We start from the raw sequence: 17,511 nt of genomic DNA, 5'->3' as shown, positions 1-17,511 counted from the left end.
GTGCTGTACGTCAACCGGATGCTTCTCACGGCCGCTCTCGTGGTCGTCGCCCTCATCGTGCAGGTCACCGTGCTGGCCCGGCTCCAACTGCCCGGAGCCGTCCCCGACCTGCTGCTGCTGACCGTCCTGGGCCTCGCGCTCGTCTACGGCCACACCGCCGGCGCCCTCGTCGGCTTCGTCGCCGGACTGCTGGCCGACATCGCTCCGCCCGCCGACCACGCCGTGGGGCGCTACGCGCTGGTGCTCTGCCTCATCGGTTACGCCGCGGGCCTGACCAAGCCGGAGGCCGGACAGCACCGCTCGGCGACCGTCCCGATGCTCGTCGTCGCCTCCGCCGCGATCGGCTCCACCCTGTTGTACGCGGGTGTCGGCGCGCTGGTCGGCGACACCGCGGCCCGGCAGGTCGGCCTCACCGGACTGCTGGCCACCGCCACGATCTACGACCTGCTGCTCGCGCCGTTCGTCGTCCCGCTGGTCATGGCGCTGGCACGGCGCGGCGAAAAGGATCCGCTCGGCGCCGAACCCGGCGGCGGCAGCGCCGGCGGCGGCATGCGCGCCTACGGCTGGCTCGCCTCCGGCGCCAGCCTCAGCCCCTCGGGCAGCGGCCTGCTCGGCAAGGGCGGCAAGCCGGGCAAGGTCAAGGCAGGCAAGCGCACCTCGCGCAACAAGACGATGACTGCACGTACCCGCGGGAACCTGAGCGGCGGCGGCCGGTCCAAGACGGCGGGGCTCAAGGGGGTCAAGCGCCTGTGAGCGCCAGCCCTCCCCCAGCCTGCGGCCGGGAGGTGCCCCCACCCGACCACCACCCCTCAAGGAGGCGCATCGCGCCGTGAGCAATATTCCTGAGACCGGCCGCACCTCCCGTGTCACCATCCGGCTGATCGCCATTCAGGTTCTGGTGATGTCGTTGCTGCTCACGCTCGGCGGGCGGCTGTGGTATTTGCAGATCCGCAACGGCGACGAGTACCAGAAGGAAGCCAAGGGCAACCACGTCCAGCAGGTCGTCGAGCCCGCCGTGCGCGGCTCGATCCTGGACTCGCGCGGTGTGCCCATCGCCGACAACGAGACCCGGCTGGTCGTCTCCGCTTCCCGTACCGAACTGATGAAGCAGGACGACGAGGGCGAGGCCGTCCTCGAACGGCTCGCCAAGGTCCTCGGCATGGAGGCCAAGACCGTCAAGCAGAAGGTCCGCCTCTGCGACGCGGAGACCCCCCAGCCCTGCTGGAACGGTTCGCCCTACCAGCCGATCCCTGTCACCGACGACGCCAAGCCCAAGCAGGCCCTCCAGATCCGGGAACGCTCCGAGGACTTCCCCGGCATCACCGCCGAGCCGGAGGCGGTACGCCGCTACCCGGCGCCGTACGGGGCGAACACCGCGCAGGCGCTCGGCTACCTCTCGCCCGTCACCGACGAGGAGATCGAGAAGGCCAAGGACACCGACTCCCCCTTCCTGCCCTCCGACGAGATCGGCCGCTCGGGCCTGGAGCGCACCTACGACAGCAAGCTGCGGGGCAGCTCGGGCGTCACCCGCTACGAGGTCGACAACCTCGGCCGGGTGATGGGCGAGGCCGAGAGCGAGAAGGCCCGCCCCGGATCCAACCTGGTCACCTCCATCGACTCCCGCGTCCAGGCCGTCGCCGAGACCCAGCTCGACCAGGCGATGAAGAACGCGCGCAAGGAGTTCGACAAGAACACCGGCCGCAACTACAAGGCCGACGCCGGCGCCGTCGTCGTCATGGAGAACAAGACGGGCCGCGTCGTGGCCATGGCCTCCAACCCCGAGTACGACCCCAACGCCTGGGTCGGCGGCATCTCCGGCAAGGAGTACGCGAAGCTCACCGGCAAGGACTCCAACTACCCGCTGCTCAACCGCTCCATCCAGGGCCTGTCGGCGCCGGGATCGATCTTCAAGGTGATCTCCACGAGCGCCGCCGTCAAGGCGGGCTACCCCTTCGACGGCAACTACGAGTGTTCCTCGGACTACAAGGTGGGCGGCCAGGTCTTCAAGAACTACGAGTCCAAGGGCTACGGCGCCATCGGCCTCGGCCGCGCCCTGGAGGTCTCCTGCGACACCGTCTTCTACCGTCTCGCCCACAGGGAGTGGAAGAAGGACGGCGGGAACATGCCCAAGAAGGGCGCCCACGACTACTTCTACAAGACGGCCCACCAGTTCGGCCTCGGCAAGAAGACGGGCATCGACCTGCCCAACGAGGTCTCGGGCCGCGTCCCGGACCGCGAGTGGAAGAAGAACTACTGGGAAGCCAACAAGGACGCCTGGTGCAAGCAGGCCGAGGACGGCGGCGACAACCCCAGCTACGCCGAGAAGATCGCCAAGGAGAACTGCGTCTCCGGCATGAAGATGCGCGCCGGTGACAGCATCAACTACTCCATCGGCCAGGGCGACACCCTCGTCACCCCCATCCAGATGGCCACCATCTACGGCGCCCTCGGCAACGGCGGCACCCTCTACGACCCCACGCTCGGCAAGGCGGTCATCAGCCCCGACGGCAAGACCGTCAACGAGATCGAGCCCACCTCGCACGGCAAGCTGCCGCTGACCAAGAAGACGCTGGGGCAGATGGACAAGGCGCTCCAGGGCGTCGCCACGCGCGGCTCGGCGGCCTGGCGGTTCGGCGAGGCCGGCTGGCCCCAGGACAAGATCAAGATTCGCGCCAAGACCGGTACGGCCGAGGTCGCGGGCAAGCAGACGACTTCCTGGCTGGCCACCTACACCGACGACTTCACCGTCGTGATGACCATCTCCCAGGGCGGTACGGGATCCGGCGCCTCAGGACCCGCCGTGCGCAACATCTACGACGCGATGTACGGCGTCGGCGACGACGGCGGCATCGACAAGAAGAAGGCCCTGCTGCCCAAGCCGCAGTCCGCGCTGCCCAAGATCTCCAAGGACGGCACCATCGTCGCCGAGCGCGACAAGCGCCCCGCCGACGACGCCGCCAAGCACCGCGAGGCCGAACCCCCCGCCGAAACCCCCGACACCCGGGGCGAGGCCCAGGCCGCACGCCACGAGGGCGAGCGGCAGCAGCGACAACGCGACGGCGGCCGCCAGGCACACCAGACCCGCCAGCTCGCGGGAGGTGAACGACGGTGAGCACCCGCACGTTCGCGCTGGACGGCTACGGCCCCCGCAAGCGCTCCGCCTGGAACCGGCTGACCGCACGCGACTCGGTCGTGTGGCGCATGGACTGGGTCATGCTGCTGTCCGGCGCCGTCCTCGCCATCATCGGCTCGCTGCTCGTCTACTCGGCCACCCGCAACCGCACCGAGCTCAACCAGGGAGACCCCCACTACTTCCTGGTACGGCACATCATCAGCCTCATCATCGGCGTCGCCCTGATGGGCGCCACCGTGTGGCTCGGCCACCGCAGGCTGCGCAGCGCCGTACCGGTGCTCTACGGCATCACCGTGCTGCTCGCCCTCGCCGTCCTCACCCCGCTCGGCGCCACCATCAACGGCTCCAGGGCCTGGCTGAACCTGGGCGGCGGCTTCACCGTCCAGCCCGCCGAGTTCATCAAGATCACGGTGATCCTCGGGATGGCGATGCTGCTCGCGGCCAAGGTCGACGCCGGCGACCGGGAACACCCCGACCACCGCACCGTGCTGCACGCGCTGGGCATGGCGGCCCTGCCCATCGTGATCATTCTGGCGATGCCCGACCTCGGCTCCGTCATGGTGCTGGTCGTGATCGTGCTGGCCGTCCTGCTGGCCTCCGGCGCCTCCAACCGCTGGGTGATCGGCCTGTGCCTGGCCGGGGCCCTCGGCGCGGTGCTGGTGTGGGCGCTCGGGCTGCTCGACGAGTACCAGATCAACCGGTTCGCGGCCTTCGCCAACCCCGCGCTGGACCCCGCGGGCGTGGGCTACAACACCAACCAGGCCCGCATCGCCATCGGCTCAGGCGGCCTCACCGGCAAGGGCCTCTTCGACGGCACCCAGACCACGGGGCAGTTCGTCCCCGAGCAGCAGACCGACTTCGTCTTCACCGTCGCAGGCGAGGAACTCGGCTTCGTCGGCGGCGGACTCATCCTCGTCCTCCTCGGCGTGCTCATCTGGCGCGCCTGCCGGATCGCGCGGGAGTCGACGTCGCTCTACAGCACCATCGTCGCCTCCGGCGTGATCGCCTGGTTCGCCTTCCAGGCGTTCGAGAACATCGGCATGACGCTGGGCATCATGCCCGTCGCCGGACTGCCCCTGCCCTTCGTCTCCTACGGCGGCACGTCCATGTTCGCCGTCTGGATCGCGGTGGGCCTGTTGCAGTCCATCCGCACGCAGAAGCCGATAGCGGCGTAGGGGTCCCCTCCGTCCGGGGGCCATCTCACTGTCCCCGGGGGGCTCCGCGCCCAGCCCCCGAGTCGCTTCGCTCGGGGGACGCGCCCCGGAGGGGGCGTGGGGAACTGCGCGATCAGCCACCCCCTGCCCGCAGACCGGGCGCCACGGGCAGCGCACCCCCGTGCCGGAGCGAGAACGGCCACAAGAGCCGGACGGGAGTGGCAACGCGCCCGTCATGGGGCGCGGGCCGCACCCGTTACTCTGGACGACTGGCCCTGTCAGTTCGTACGAAAGCGCGCCGTGATGCCCGTCGAGTCGGTCTTCCCCCAGCTAGAGGCCCTCCTCCCGCACGTCCAGAAGCCGATCCAGTACGTGGGCGGCGAACTGAACTCCACGGTGAAACCGTGGGACGAGACGGACGTCCGCTGGGCGCTGATGTACCCGGACGCGTACGAGGTGGGTCTGCCCAACCAGGGCGTCATGATCCTCTACGAGGTGCTCAACGAGCGCGAGGGCGTCCTGGCGGAGCGCACCTACAGCGTCTGGCCTGACCTGGAGAAGCTGATGCGGGAGCACGACGTCCCGCAGTTCACCGTGGACGCGCACCGCCCCGTCGGCGCCTTCGACGTGTTCGGCGTCTCCTTCTCCACCGAGCTGGGCTACACCAACCTGCTGACGGCACTCGACCTGTCCGGCATCCCGCTGGAGGCGAAGGACCGCACCGAGGACCACCCGATCGTGATGGCGGGCGGGCACGCGGCGTTCAACCCCGAGCCCATCGCCGACTACATCGACGTCGCGGTGATCGGCGACGGCGAGCAGGCCGTGCTGGAGGTCACCGAGATCATCCGGGCCTGGAAGGCCGAGGGCCGCCCGGGCGGCCGGGACGAGGTGCTGCTGCGCCTGGCCAAGACCGGCGGCGTCTACGTGCCGCGCTTCTACGACGTGGAGTACCTGCCCGACGGCCGGATCTCCCGCGTCGTGCCGAACCGCTCCGGCGTCCCGTGGCGGGTGAGCAAGCACACCGTCATGGACCTGGACGAGTGGCCCTACCCCAAGCAGCCGCTGGTCCCGCTCGCCGAGACGGTGCACGAGCGGATGTCCGTGGAGATCTTCCGCGGCTGCACCCGGGGCTGCCGCTTCTGCCAGGCCGGCATGATCACCCGCCCGGTCCGGGAACGCTCCATCACCGGCATCGGCGACATGGTCGAGGCGGGCCTGAAGAACACCGGCTTCGAGGAGGTCGGCCTCCTCTCCCTCTCCTCGGCGGACCACAGCGAGATCGGCGACGTCGCCAAGGGGCTGGCCGACCGCTACGAGGAGGACAAGGTCGGCCTCTCGCTGCCCTCCACCCGGGTGGACGCCTTCAACATCGACCTGGCCAACGAGCTGACCCGCAACGGCCGCCGCTCCGGCCTCACCTTCGCCCCCGAGGGCGGCAGCGAGCGCATCCGCAAGGTCATCAACAAGATGGTCTCCGAGGACGACCTGATCCGCACCGTCGCGACGGCCTACGGCAACGGCTGGCGCCAGGTGAAGCTGTACTTCATGTGCGGACTGCCCACCGAGACCGACGAGGACGTCCTCCAGATCGGCGACATGGCCGTCAACGTCATCGCCAAGGGCCGCGAGGTCGCACAGTCCAACGACATCCGCTGCACCGTCTCCATCGGCGGGTTCGTCCCCAAGCCGCACACCCCCTTCCAGTGGGCGCCGCAGCTGTCGGCCGAGGAGACGGACGCACGCCTGGGCAAACTGCGCGACAAGATCCGCGGCGACAAGAAGTACGGCCGCTCGATCGGCTTCCGCTACCACGACGGCAAGCCGGGCATCGTCGAGGGCCTCCTCTCGCGCGGCGACCGCCGGATCGGTGCGGTGATCCGCGAGGTGTACGAGCGCGGCGGGCGCTTCGACGGCTGGCGCGAGTACTTCTCCTACGACCTGTGGATGGACTCGGCCGCCGAGGCGCTGGACGGCACCGGCGTGGACGTCGACTGGTACACCACCCGCGAGCGCTCCTACGAGGAGGTCCTGCCCTGGGACCACCTCGACTCCGGCCTCGACAAGGACTGGCTCTGGGAGGACTGGCAGGACGCCCTCGACGAGACCGAGGTCCCCGACTGCCGCTGGGACCCCTGCTTCGACTGTGGGGTGTGCCCGCAGATGGGCACCGATATCCAGATCGGGCCCACGGGCAAGAAGCTGTTGCCGCTCACCGTGGTCAAGTAGGCGCGCGAGGAGGCCGGATGCGCCGGCCCCCGCCGGCCTCCGGGGCCGCCGGCCAAGGGCGCTGGCACACTGGCGCGATGCCCCAGTTGAGTGAGCCCACGACCGCCGTGCACCACTCCTTCCTCGCCGCGATGGAGGAGTTCACCGCCGAGGGGCGCGGTGCGCCCGAGGACGGCTCGGCGATCGCCCGCGACCTGCGCAGGTTCGGGGACAGCTGGCAGAACGCCGACGTCTTCGCCGAGTACGTGGCCTTCGCCCGCAGCCAGGCCACGGAGGAGACGGCCGCCGCTCTGCGCTACGTGCCCACCTCCACCTACTGGTACGTGGAGGGCGGCACGTACTACGGCCGCATCGCCGTCCGCCACCGGCTCAACGCCATGCTGCTGGAGTACGGCGGCCACATCGGCTACGACGTGCGGCCGACCGCGCGGCGGCGCGGGTACGCGACCGCGATGCTGCGTGCCGCTCTGCCGCGCGCCGCGGCGCTCGGTCTGGAGCGGGCGCTGGTGACCTGCGACCACGACAACGTGGCGTCCCGCAAGGTGATCGAGGCGTGCGGCGGTGTGTTCGAGGACCGGCGCGGGGTCAAGCTCCGTTACTGGATCGCCACACCGGCGGCCGAACCGGCGGCGCCTTCGCCCCCGTCCTCTTCCGCGTGACCGCATATCAGCCACGGCACGGGCCGGTTCCGCGCGGCGAGGACCCCGGGGGCTGTCTCACCGCGGTCGTCCGGTGGCCGGTGCGGATCGTGATGTTCGTGCTGGTACTGCCCGTCCGCATGGCCTGGGACGGGCTGCGGCTGGCCTGGCGGGCGTTCGCCCGGGGTGTACTGGTGCCGTTGGGGCGCGGGCTGGCGTGGCTGGGCCGTACCTGTGTCGTGACGCCCGCGGGGTGGCTGTGGCGACATCTGCTCGCTCCTGTGTGCGGCGGCATCGCCCTCGTGCTGGCCTGGACGGCGAAGGCTCTCTTCGTCTGGCCCTGGGCCGGCCTGTGGCGCTACGTCCTGGTACCCGCCGGGCGCGGGCTGGCCGCCGCGGGGCGGGGCGTGGCCGCCGTCGGACGCGGCCTGGTGGTGGCCGGGCGCGCGCTCGCCGACGGGATCGCCTCGCTCGGAAGGGCCCTCGTCGTCGTTCCCGCCCGCCGGCTGTACGCCCACGTCCTCGCGCCGCTCACCCGGGGCACCGGGCGCGGTCTGGGCCTGCTGGGCCGGTATCTGCTGGTGCTGCCCGTGGTGCTGCTGTGGCGTCGGGTGCTGGCCCCCACGGGCAGGGGCGTCGGCGCGGTCGCGGCCTGGCTGTGGCGGTGGCTGGTCGTGGCACCCGCGGCGGGCCTCCACCGCCGCGTCCTCACCCCGCTGGGGCACGCCGTGGTGACCGTCGTCCGCGGCACCGGCGCGGCCCTGGCGTGGCTCGGCCGCCACCTGTGCGTCCTCCCGGCACTCGCCCTCTACCGCTGGGTCCTGGCACCGCTCGGACGGGCGCTCGCTCTGGTCGTGCGGGAGATCGCCGGCGCGGCCGTGGTGGCCTGGCAGGTGGCGGGCCGGGTGACGCTCGCGGTCTTCCACACTGTCGGCCGGGGCCTGTACGTGCTGCTGATCGTGCCGTGCGTCGCACTGTGGCGGTACGTGCTCGCTCCGGTGGGCCGCGCGCTGCGCGGGTGGGTGTGGCGGCCCACGGCCCGGGCCGCACGCGCCGCGGGCCGTGCGCTGCGGGATGCCGGGCGTGCGGTGGGTGGCTCCCTGCGGGATGCCGGGCGCGCGGTGGGTGGCTCCCTGCGGGATGCCGGGCGCGCGGTCGGCGAGGCCCTCGCCGCGGCCCGGTCCTCCTTCCGCGCGACCAGGAGCGAGCTGCGGCGCGCCCTTGTCGGAGCGCCCCGCTCCCGGGAGCGGGAGCCGCTGCCGTAGGACGGCCGCGTACCCTGGGCAGAAGGATCATCCGCACAAACGCACAACGCGTCCGGGTACCGGTCCCAGGGGACCCCGGGGACGGGCCCGCCGGGATGCGTGGCGTTCGGCCGCAGGCGAGGTGCTCCGCGCTCGCGCGGGGGCCGCCAGGGCGGCCGGTGCGGACCTCCGCCTTCGTATCGTCCTGTCAGACAGGGGCGGCCCGCCTGAGCGTGCCGCCCGGCACCGAGGAGAGAACCACTGGGCAAGCGACAGCCCGAAGGCCCGCCGCCCGCACCGGCCGTGCAGCGCGTCCGTCTGCGCTACACCAAGCGAGGCCGCCTTCGGTTCACCAGCCACCGCGACTTCCAGCGAGCCTTCGAGCGGGCCCTGCGCCGCGCCGAAGTGCCCATGGCGTACTCGGCGGGGTTCACCCCGCACCCCAAGGTCAGCTATGCCAACGCCGCTCCGACCGGAACGGGCAGCGAGGCGGAGTACCTGGAGATCGCCCTCGTCCAGCGGCGTGACCCCGAGCGGCTGCGCGCGCTGCTGGACGCCTCCATGCCGGACGGCCTCGACGTCGTCGACGCGGTCGAGGCGCACGGCTCCGATTTCAGCGACCGGCTCGAGGCCTCCGAGTGGGAGCTGCGGCTCGACCGCGTGGAGCCGGGGACGGCACGCGCCGCGGCCGAGGCGTTCCTGGCGGCCGAGACGGTCGAGGTCGAGCGCCGGACCAAGAAGGGCATCCGCACCTTCGACGCCCGCGCCGCCGTCCTCGCGCTCGGGGTCTCCTCTGCTTCGGGGGTACCTGCCGGCCGCATGCCGGGGGAGGAGCCGAGAGCCGGGGGAACCACCGCCTCCGGGCAGGACGCCGCCTCCTGGAAGGACGCCACCGATAGGCCGGGCGAGGGGGGCTGTGCGATACTGCGGCTGGTAGTACGACACGTGACACCTGCCGTACGACCCGACGACGTCCTGTCCGGTCTCCGCGCTACGGCCGACCTGGCGCCGCCGGTCCCCGCAGCGGTGACCAGGCTGGCGCAGGGGCCGCTCGACGAGGAGAGCGGCACGGTGACCGACCCGTTCGCACCCGACCGTGACGCGGTCCCGGAGCCCACAGGCGCCGGGGTTTCCAGCGCCGGGACGGTGCCGGGCGACACCGCGTAGGAGCGCCGCCGAAGCCGCGCGCCGCCGCTGAACGCACGCCAGGGAGCCACCCGGGCCGCTGTACGGCAGGCGAGCGCACAGACCAGCAGACTTTCGCCGTAGCCGGGCCGGACGAGGGCCGGAACCGGCGAGTGAGACAACAGCTCCCGTGCGGCGCCCGCGCCCCGGAGAGCGGCCCGCCCCCCCCCGGGTGGGCCGCCCCGGTACGAACGAGCGCGGCGCCCGGGAGCGTGACGGGAGAACCGCCCGCATGCTCGAACCAACTGAATCCAACGAGGCAGAGGCTTCCACGACAGGCGCCGCTTCCGCGGGGTCCGTCGTCTCCGGCGAGGCCACCGCAGGTGGCGGGAGCGCCCAGGCGCCACAGACCGCCGGGGGTGCGCAGAGCACGCCCAGCGACACGCTGCCGCCCCGCCGCCGTCGCGCCGCCAGCCGCCCAGCGGGCCCGCCCACGGGCGCTGACGCGTCCGCTTCCGGGCCCGAGGCCCTCACCGTGCGGGACAGCGCGGCCCAGGCGCCGCAGAACGCAGGCTCCGAAGGCACCGACGCCCCGCAGGCCGGTGACGCCGCCGACGCCCCGGCCCCCGCCGCGCGCACCCGCCGCCGCGCCACCCGCAAGGCGACGGCCCCCGCGGGGTCCCCGCCCCCGGCCACCCCCGCGCCCCAGCCCGCCGAGACCCAGCCCGCCGAGGCCCCGGCCACCGGTGCGCGGCAGCCCTCGGCCGACGGCGACCAGCGGAGCGGCGAGGTGCCGGCGGCCGCTTCTGAGGACGCCGCCGAGGAGCCGAAGCCGCGCACCCGGCGCCGTGCCACCCGCAAGGCGACCGCTCCCGCCGGCTCCCCGGCCGCGGCCGAGCAGCCCGAGCGGGGCCCCGCCGAGGGGGAGGCCTCCGGCGCGCCGGCCGAAGCCGGGCAGCCCGGGGAGCAGGCCCCCAAGGCCCGTACCCGACGCCGGGCCACCAGCCGCAAGGCCTCGTCCGCCACCCCGGAGCAGGAGACGGCCACCGCCGCCACCGCACAGACGACGCCCACCGGGTCCGCGGGCGAGGACGCCGCCGAGCAGCCCGCGCCGCGCACCCGTCGCCGCGCCACCCGCGCGTCGGGCGCGACCGAGGCGACCGGGCAGTCGGCCGCGCAGCCGGCGGGGGACGCCGAGGCGCCCGCCGCGCCCCAGAGCGCTGCCGAGGAGGAGACCGCGGCCGAGCCGTCCTCCGGCGCGCAGGGCCGCTCCCGGCGCCGCGCGACCCGCACGCCGGACGAGACGCAGCAGGCAGGGCAGCCGGCCAGGAGCGGCAAGGCGGGCAGGCGCCGGGTCACGGACGGGGCCGAGGAGCCGGCCGCCGGCGCCGGCGAGCAGGCCGGGGCCGAGGAGAGTGACCAGGGCCGTGCGGCCCCGCGGGTCGCCCGCGGCTTCGCGGCGCCGCCGACGCCGAAGAAGCGGCAGCGCGCCGAGCCCGCGGCCGAGGCCACCGAGGGGGAGGAGGCCGAGGAGAAGGCCGGTCGCCGCAAGCGCCCGACACCGCCCATGACGGTCTTCCAGGCCCCCGTCTTCACCGAGCCCGCCTTCCAGACCCCGCAGAGCGCCGCTGCCGCGGCCGAGGCCGAGCGCCGGGCCGGGAGCGAACCGGAGGAGGAGACCGAGCCGGAGCCGGAGGCGGCGGAGGAGGGCGCGGGCGCCACGCGCCGTCGCCGTCGCCGCCGTGCGGACGCGTCCGAGCAGGCACCCCGTGAGGAGCCCAGGGAAGAGCGCGAGGCCCGTACGTCCGAGCAGGAGGCCGACGCCGACGCCGGGACCGGAGCTGAGAGCGACGGCGAGCCGGAGGGCGAGGAGGACGAGGCCGCGCAGGGCGGCGAGCGTCCCACGCGCCGCCGCCGCCGGGGCGGTCGCCGCCGTCGCCGGGGCGAGAGCGCGGAGCTGGGCGAGGGCGCGGACTCCGACGAGGCGGAAGCCGGCCCCCGGGGCGCTGAGGCCGCCGGCGCTGAGGCTGCCGAAGGTGACGAGAGTGACGAGGAGGGCGACGCCGCGGGCGGCGGCTCCACGAGCAGCTCGCGCCGTCGCAGGCGCCGCCGTCGCCGTTCGGGGGACGCGGAGGAGCGTTCGGGCGGGCCCGCCACAGCGGACGACCCCGAGCGCACCGTCGTCAAGGTCCGCGAGCCCCGCAAGAAGAAGGACACCGAGCCGGCCGACGAGGTGCAGGCCATCAAGGGGTCCACGCGGCTGGAGGCCAAGAAGCAGCGCCGCCGCGAGGGGCGCGAGCAGGGCCGCCGCCGGGTGCCGATCATCACCGAGGCGGAGTTCCTCGCCCGCCGCGAGGCCGTCAAGCGGGAGATGATCGTCCGCCAGAGCGGCGAGCGCACCCAGATCGGCGTCCTGGAGGACGACGTGCTCGTCGAGCACTTCGTCAACAAGGAGCAGTCGACCAGCTACGTCGGCAACGTCTACCTCGGCAAGGTGCAGAACGTCCTGCCGTCGATGGAGGCCGCCTTCGTCGACATCGGCAAGGGCCGCAACGCCGTGCTGTACGCGGGCGAGGTCAACTTCGAGGCGCTGGGCATGTCGGGCGGGCCGCGCCGCATCGAGACCGCGCTCAAGTCGGGCCAGTCGGTGCTGGTGCAGGTCACCAAGGACCCGATCGGGCACAAGGGCGCCCGTCTGACCAGCCAGGTCTCGCTGCCGGGACGCTACCTCGTCTACGTGCCCGAGGGCTCGATGACGGGCATCAGCCGCAAGCTGCCGGACACCGAGCGCTCGCGGCTCAAGCAGATCCTCAAGCGGGTCGTCCCCGAGGACGCGGGCGTCATCGTGCGCACGGCGGCCGAGGGCGCCAGCGAGGACGAGCTGCGCCGCGACGTGGAGCGGCTGCAGGCCCAGTGGGAGGACATCCGCAAGAAGTCCCAGAAGGGCAACGCGCCCACGCTGCTGTACGGCGAGCCGGACATGACGGTCCGCGTGGTGCGGGACATCTTCAACGAGGACTTCTCCAAGGTCATCGTCAGCGGCGACGAGGCGTGGGAGACCATCCACGGCTACGTCGAGCACGTGGCGCCCGACCTGTCCGACCGGCTCCAGAAGTGGACCTCGGACGTGGACGTGTTCGCCACCTACCGCATCGACGAGCAGCTCGCCAAGGCTCTGGACCGCAAGGTGTGGCTGCCCAGCGGCGGCTCGCTGGTGATCGACAGGACCGAGGCGATGATCGTCGTCGACGTCAACACCGGGAAGTTCACGGGTCAGGGCGGCAACCTCGAGGAGACCGTCACCAGGAACAACCTGGAGGCGGCCGAGGAGATCGTCCGCCAGCTGCGGCTGCGCGACCTCGGCGGCATCATCGTCATCGACTTCATCGACATGGTCCTGGAGTCCAACCGCGACTTGGTGCTGCGCCGCCTGCTGGAGTGCCTGGGCAGGGACCGCACCAAGCACCAGGTGGCGGAGGTCACCTCGCTGGGCCTCGTCCAGATGACCCGAAAGCGGGTCGGTCAGGGGCTGCTGGAGTCGTTCTCCGAGCCGTGCGTCCACTGCAACGGGCGCGGCGTGATCGTGCACCTGGACCAGGTGACGGCCGCGTCGGGCGCCGGTGGCGGCGGCAAGAAGGGCAAGAAGGGCAAGGGCAAGGGCGAGACGAAGGCGGAAGCCAGGGCCGAGGCCAAGGCGGAGCCCAAGTCCGAGCCCAAGGACACAGCCAAGGACACAGCCGAGGCGGATGCCAGGTCGGAGGCGCCCGGGAAGGGCGAGACCTCCGGCAAGAGCGGCGGCCGCCATGGCGGCAGGTCGCAGCGGGCCGAGGAGCGGGCCGCTGCGGAGCCCTCGCCCGCGACCGCCCCGGCGGCCGCGGCCGTGGAGCCCGCCGACACGGCGCCCGAGGCGGCGCAGCTGTCGCCGGCGCCCGTCGAGTTCGTCCCGGACGAGGACCTGTTCAGCAGCGCGGCCGAGGCGGAGGCGGCGGCGTCCGGCTCGCGGGGCCGTGGCCGCCGCCGGGGCAGCCGGAAGGCGGGCGCGCCCGCCGGTTCGCCGCCGAAGGCCGCGAGCGAGGCCGCCGAGGTGGTCCGCCCCGCCGAGCCGGCCGCCACCGAGCCCACCGCCGAGGCCGCACCGGAGCCGGTGCCCGCCGCGGAGCCGGCGTCGGCGCCCGAGCCCGCTGCCGCGGCGCCTCGGGCCCGCCGGCGGGCGACGCGGAAGGCGAGCGCTCCGGCCGGATCGCCCCGTACGGGTGACGACACCGGCGCGGTGATGGTCGTCACCGCCGAGGAGTCGCCCGCGCCCGCCGCCGCTGCCGAGCCGGCCGAGGGTGGCGAAGTCGTCACCGACGTGGCTCCCGCCTGGCGCCGTCGCAGGGTGACGCGCACGGTGACCACCACGGCCACCGAAGGGGAGGCCGCGGCGGAAGCCCGCTCCGAGTCGCAGTCGGACGCGCAGCCGGAGTCGGAGTCCGCACCGGAGAAGAAGGCCGCCAAGAAGACGGCGAAGGCCGCCAAGACGGCCAAGACCGCCAAGAAGGCCGCGGCCAAGAAGACGACGACGGCGAAGAAGGCCACGGCCAAGAAGGCGGCGGCCAAGACCACGGCAGCCAAGACCACGGCCAAGACGGCGACCGCCAAGAAGACGACCGCCAAGAAGACCGCGAAGAAGAGCGCCGCCAAGAAGACGGCCGCGGCCGGTCAGGAGGGCACGTCGTCGGTGTCGGCGCCGACTTCCGAGGAGTGACCCCGGCATGAGCTGCCGTCCGGGGCGGGGTGCCGCACGTGTGGTGCGCCCCGCCCCCGGACGCCGGGCAGCGAGGTCGGGGGTGCCACGGGGCCGGACGGGAGGCCCGTTTGGATGGGGTATCCTTGACCGTCGGCGTGTCGTTTCTGCGGCGCGCCGCTCCTGAGCAACCACCTCCCCTTCCGGGGGAGAGGCCGTTCAATCCTTCCGGATCAGCTCCGCGCTCGGCGTGGGCGTCGGACGGCTGGCATCAGGGGCACCGTTTCGAGCGAAGGAGAGTTCCGCGTGTACGCGATCGTGCGCACCGGCGGGCGCCAGCAGAGGGTCTCTGTGGGCGACGTCATCGAGGTTGACCGTATTTCCACCAGCAAGGTCGGCGACACCGTCGAGCTCTCGACCCTGCTCGTCGTCGACGGTGACGCGGTCACCAGCGACCCCTGGGTGCTGGACGGTGTCAAGGTCACGGCCGAGGTGGTGGACCACCACAAGGGCGACAAGATCCGGATTCAGAAGTACAAGAACAAGACCGGATACAAGAAGCGCATCGGCCACCGCCAGCTGCACACCGCGCTGAAGGTCACCGACATCCCCGCCCCGGCCAAGAAGTAAGGACTGAGGAGAGATGGCACACAAGAAGGGCGCATCGTCCACCCGGAACGGTCGCGACTCCAACCCGCAGTTTCTCGGCGTGAAGCGCTTCGGCGGTCAGGTCGTCAGCGCGGGTGAGATCCTGGTCCGCCAGCGCGGCACCCACTTCCACCCGGGCACGGGCGTCGGCCGCGGCGGCGACGACACCCTGTTCGCGCTGGACGCGGGCGCGGTGCAGTTCGGCACCCACCGCGGCCGCAAGGTCGTGAACGTCGTCCCGGCCGCTCAGTAAGCAGCCGGACGGCACACTCACTCACTCCGAGGGCGGACCTCCTCTCCCCGCCGTACGCGCACGCGCCGTACGGCGGGGAAGCGGGTCCGCCCTCGGTGCGTTCCCCCCTCAGTACGTCAGCGGTCCCGCGATACCGCAGCACCGCGATACCCCGGTACCGCAGCACATCAGCACGCCAGCACGCCTTGGAGGCACACCCCTATGACCACCTTCGTGGACCGCGTCGAACTGCACGTCGCCGCGGGTAACGGTGGGCACGGCTGCGCCTCCGTGCACCGGGAGAAGTTCAAGCCGCTCGGCGGCCCGGACGGCGGCAACGGCGGGCGCGGCGGTGACGTCGTCTTCGTCGTCGACCCGGACGTGACGACGCTGCTGGACTACCACCACAGCCCGCACCGCAAGGCCACCAACGGCAGGCCGGGCGAGGGCGGCCACCGTTCGGGGCAGGACGGCAAGAGCCTGGTGCTCCCGGTGCCGGAGGGCACCGTCGTCCTCGACCGCCACGGCGAGGTGCTGGCCGACATGGTCGGCGCGGGCACCACCTTCGTCGCGGGGCAGGGCGGCCGGGGCGGGCTCGGCAACGCCGCGCTGGCCTCCGCGCGGCGCAAGGCGCCCGGCTTCGCCTTGCTGGGGGAGCCCGGCGAGGAGCGGGACGTGGTGCTGGAGCTGAAGACGGTCGCGGACGTCGCGCTCGTCGGCTACCCGAGCGCCGGCAAGTCGTCGCTGATCTCGGTGCTCTCCGCGGCGAAGCCCAAGATCGCGGACTACCCCTTCACCACCCTGGTGCCGAACCTGGGCGTCGTCACCGCGGGCGCGACGGTCTACACGATCGCGGACGTGCCGGGGCTGATCCCCGGCGCCAGCGAGGGCAAGGGCCTCGGGCTCGAATTCCTCCGGCACGTCGAGCGCTGCTCCGTGCTGGTGCACGTGCTGGACTGCGCGACGCTGGAGACCGACCGCGACCCGCTCAGCGACCTCGACGTGATCGAGTCGGAGCTGTCCCGCTACGGCGGTCTCGACGACCGCCCGCGCGTCGTCGTCCTCAACAAGACCGACATTCCCGAGGGCAAGGACCTGGCCGACCTCGTACGGGCCGAGATCGAGGCCCGCGGCCTGCCCGTCCTGGAGGTCTCGGCCGTCTCCCGGCAGGGCCTCAAGGACCTGTCGTACGCGCTCGCCCGCCTGGTCGACGAGGCCCGCGCGGCACGTCCTGCGCCGGAGGCCACCCGCATCGTGATCCGCCCCAAGGCGGTGGACGACGCGGGCTTCACGGTGACCCGCCTCGACGAGGGCATGTTCCGGGTGCGCGGCGAGAAGCCGGAGCGCTGGGTGCGGCAGACCGACTTCAACAACGACGAGGCCGTCGGCTACCTCGCCGACCGCCTCGCCCGCCTCGGTGTCGAGGAGGAGCTGTTCAAGGCCGGCGCCCGGGAGGGCGACGGGGTGGCCATCGGCGCCGAGGACGACGCGGTCGTCTTCGACTGGGAACCCACCATGATCAGCGGCGCCGAGATGCTCGGCCGCCGCGGCGAGGACCAGCGCTTCGACGCGCCGCGCCCCGCGGCGCAGCGCCGCCGCGACCGCGAGGCCGAGCGTGCCGACGAGGACGCGGCTCTGGGCGAGTACGAGGGCTTCGACCCGTTCGAGTGAGTGCCTGACAGCGCCTCCGGACCGCGTCTCCTCGCACGGCCCCCCCGGAGGCCCTCCCCACGTCCGTCCACGGGCGGAAGGCGACTGCCCGTGGACGGACGCTATTCTGCCCCCATGAGCGTCGAGCCGCTTCCGGACTGGGTGATCCCGCCACCAGGCGGCTTCACCGCCGAGGCCTTCCTGCGGCTGTCCGGCCTCCCTCCGCACACCGAGCTCATCGACGGGAGCCTGGTCTTCGTGAGCCCGCAGGAGAAGTGGCACAGCCGGGTGATCAACCTCCTGCTCGCCGCGCTGGACGGCCAGGCACCCGGGCACCTGCGCGCCGATCGCGAGATGGCTGTCCGCCTGGCCAAGCGGCAGGTCCCAGAACCGGACGTGGTGGTCGTCACCGCCGAGGCGTACGAGCGCGAGTCACCCTCCACCTACTACCTGCCCGAAGACGTGGTACTGGCACTGGAGGCGGTCTCACCCGACTCCGAGGACCGTGACCGCGACACCAAGCCACGCAAGTACGCCGCCGCCGGCATTCCCCATTACTGGCGGATCGAGAACAACGGCGGCGGCACGGCCGCGTACCTGTACGAGAGGGATCCGGCGAGCGGAGGGTATGCGCTGACGGGCATCCATCACGACCGGCTGAAGGTCTCCGTCCCGTTCGCGGTGGACGTCGACCTCGCCGCGACCGGGCGGCGGGCCCCCTCTCCCTGACGT

General features: G+C 72.9%; 12 protein-coding genes. All 12 read left to right on the top strand.

What is annotated here, in order from left to right; genetic code table 11:
• Positions 1 to 3 precede the first annotated feature (3 nt).
• Complete coding sequence (mreD, locus tag MMF93_RS11135; RefSeq protein ID WP_242757481.1) at positions 4 to 753, top strand: rod shape-determining protein MreD; 750 nt, start codon at positions 4 to 6, stop codon at positions 751 to 753.
• Between the two features lie 76 nt (positions 754 to 829).
• On the top strand, positions 830 to 3,112 hold the full coding sequence (gene mrdA / locus MMF93_RS11130) for a penicillin-binding protein 2 (protein ID WP_242751140.1): 2,283 nt from the start codon (positions 830 to 832) through the stop codon (positions 3,110 to 3,112).
• Positions 3,109 to 4,308: a rod shape-determining protein RodA gene (gene rodA, locus MMF93_RS11125; RefSeq protein WP_242751138.1), complete on the top strand. Its 1,200-nt coding sequence runs from the start codon at positions 3,109 to 3,111 to the stop codon at positions 4,306 to 4,308. Before mrdA ends, rodA begins: the two co-directional genes overlap by 4 nt.
• Positions 4,309 to 4,590: 282 nt before the next feature.
• Positions 4,591 to 6,516 (top strand): TIGR03960 family B12-binding radical SAM protein, encoded by a 1,926-nt coding sequence (locus MMF93_RS11120; protein WP_242751136.1) that lies wholly within the window; start codon positions 4,591 to 4,593, stop codon positions 6,514 to 6,516.
• A 77-nt stretch (positions 6,517 to 6,593) separates the two neighbouring features.
• Positions 6,594 to 7,175, top strand: coding sequence for a GNAT family N-acetyltransferase (locus MMF93_RS11115; RefSeq protein ID WP_242751134.1), 582 nt, complete (start codon positions 6,594 to 6,596; stop codon positions 7,173 to 7,175).
• Positions 7,172 to 8,419 (top strand): hypothetical protein, encoded by a 1,248-nt coding sequence (locus tag MMF93_RS11110; protein ID WP_242751132.1) that lies wholly within the window; start codon positions 7,172 to 7,174, stop codon positions 8,417 to 8,419. The genes MMF93_RS11115 and MMF93_RS11110 overlap by 4 nt, the downstream gene beginning before the upstream one ends.
• A gap of 282 nt (positions 8,420 to 8,701) precedes the next feature.
• Entirely contained in the window at positions 8,702 to 9,565 is an 864-nt protein-coding gene (locus tag MMF93_RS11105) for a TIGR03936 family radical SAM-associated protein (RefSeq protein ID WP_242751130.1), read from the top strand.
• Positions 9,566 to 9,815: 250 nt separating this feature from the next.
• A complete protein-coding gene (locus MMF93_RS11100; protein WP_242751128.1) occupies positions 9,816 to 14,270 on the top strand; it encodes an Rne/Rng family ribonuclease in 4,455 nt (1,484 codons plus the stop codon).
• A 285-nt stretch (positions 14,271 to 14,555) separates the two neighbouring features.
• Positions 14,556 to 14,879 carry a 50S ribosomal protein L21 gene (gene rplU / locus MMF93_RS11095; RefSeq protein ID WP_114018249.1) on the top strand — a complete coding sequence of 108 codons (324 nt, stop codon included), beginning with the start codon at positions 14,556 to 14,558 and terminating at the stop codon, positions 14,877 to 14,879.
• A 13-nt stretch (positions 14,880 to 14,892) separates the two neighbouring features.
• Complete coding sequence (rpmA, locus tag MMF93_RS11090) at positions 14,893 to 15,150, top strand: 50S ribosomal protein L27 (RefSeq protein WP_114021255.1); 258 nt, start codon at positions 14,893 to 14,895, stop codon at positions 15,148 to 15,150.
• A 201-nt stretch (positions 15,151 to 15,351) separates the two neighbouring features.
• Positions 15,352 to 16,800 (top strand): GTPase ObgE, encoded by a 1,449-nt coding sequence (obgE, locus tag MMF93_RS11085; protein WP_242751126.1) that lies wholly within the window; start codon positions 15,352 to 15,354, stop codon positions 16,798 to 16,800.
• 114 nt (positions 16,801 to 16,914) lie between these two features.
• Entirely contained in the window at positions 16,915 to 17,508 is a 594-nt protein-coding gene (locus MMF93_RS11080; protein WP_242751124.1) for a Uma2 family endonuclease, read from the top strand.
• Positions 17,509 to 17,511 lie beyond the last annotated feature (3 nt).

It is taken from the genome of Streptomyces tubbatahanensis, from assembly GCF_022699385.1.
GTDB classification, from domain to species: Bacteria; Actinomycetota; Actinomycetes; order Streptomycetales; family Streptomycetaceae; genus Streptomyces; species Streptomyces diacarni.
The sequence above is the reverse complement of the archived record's forward strand: the minus strand, read 5'-3'. Positions and strand labels throughout refer to the sequence as shown.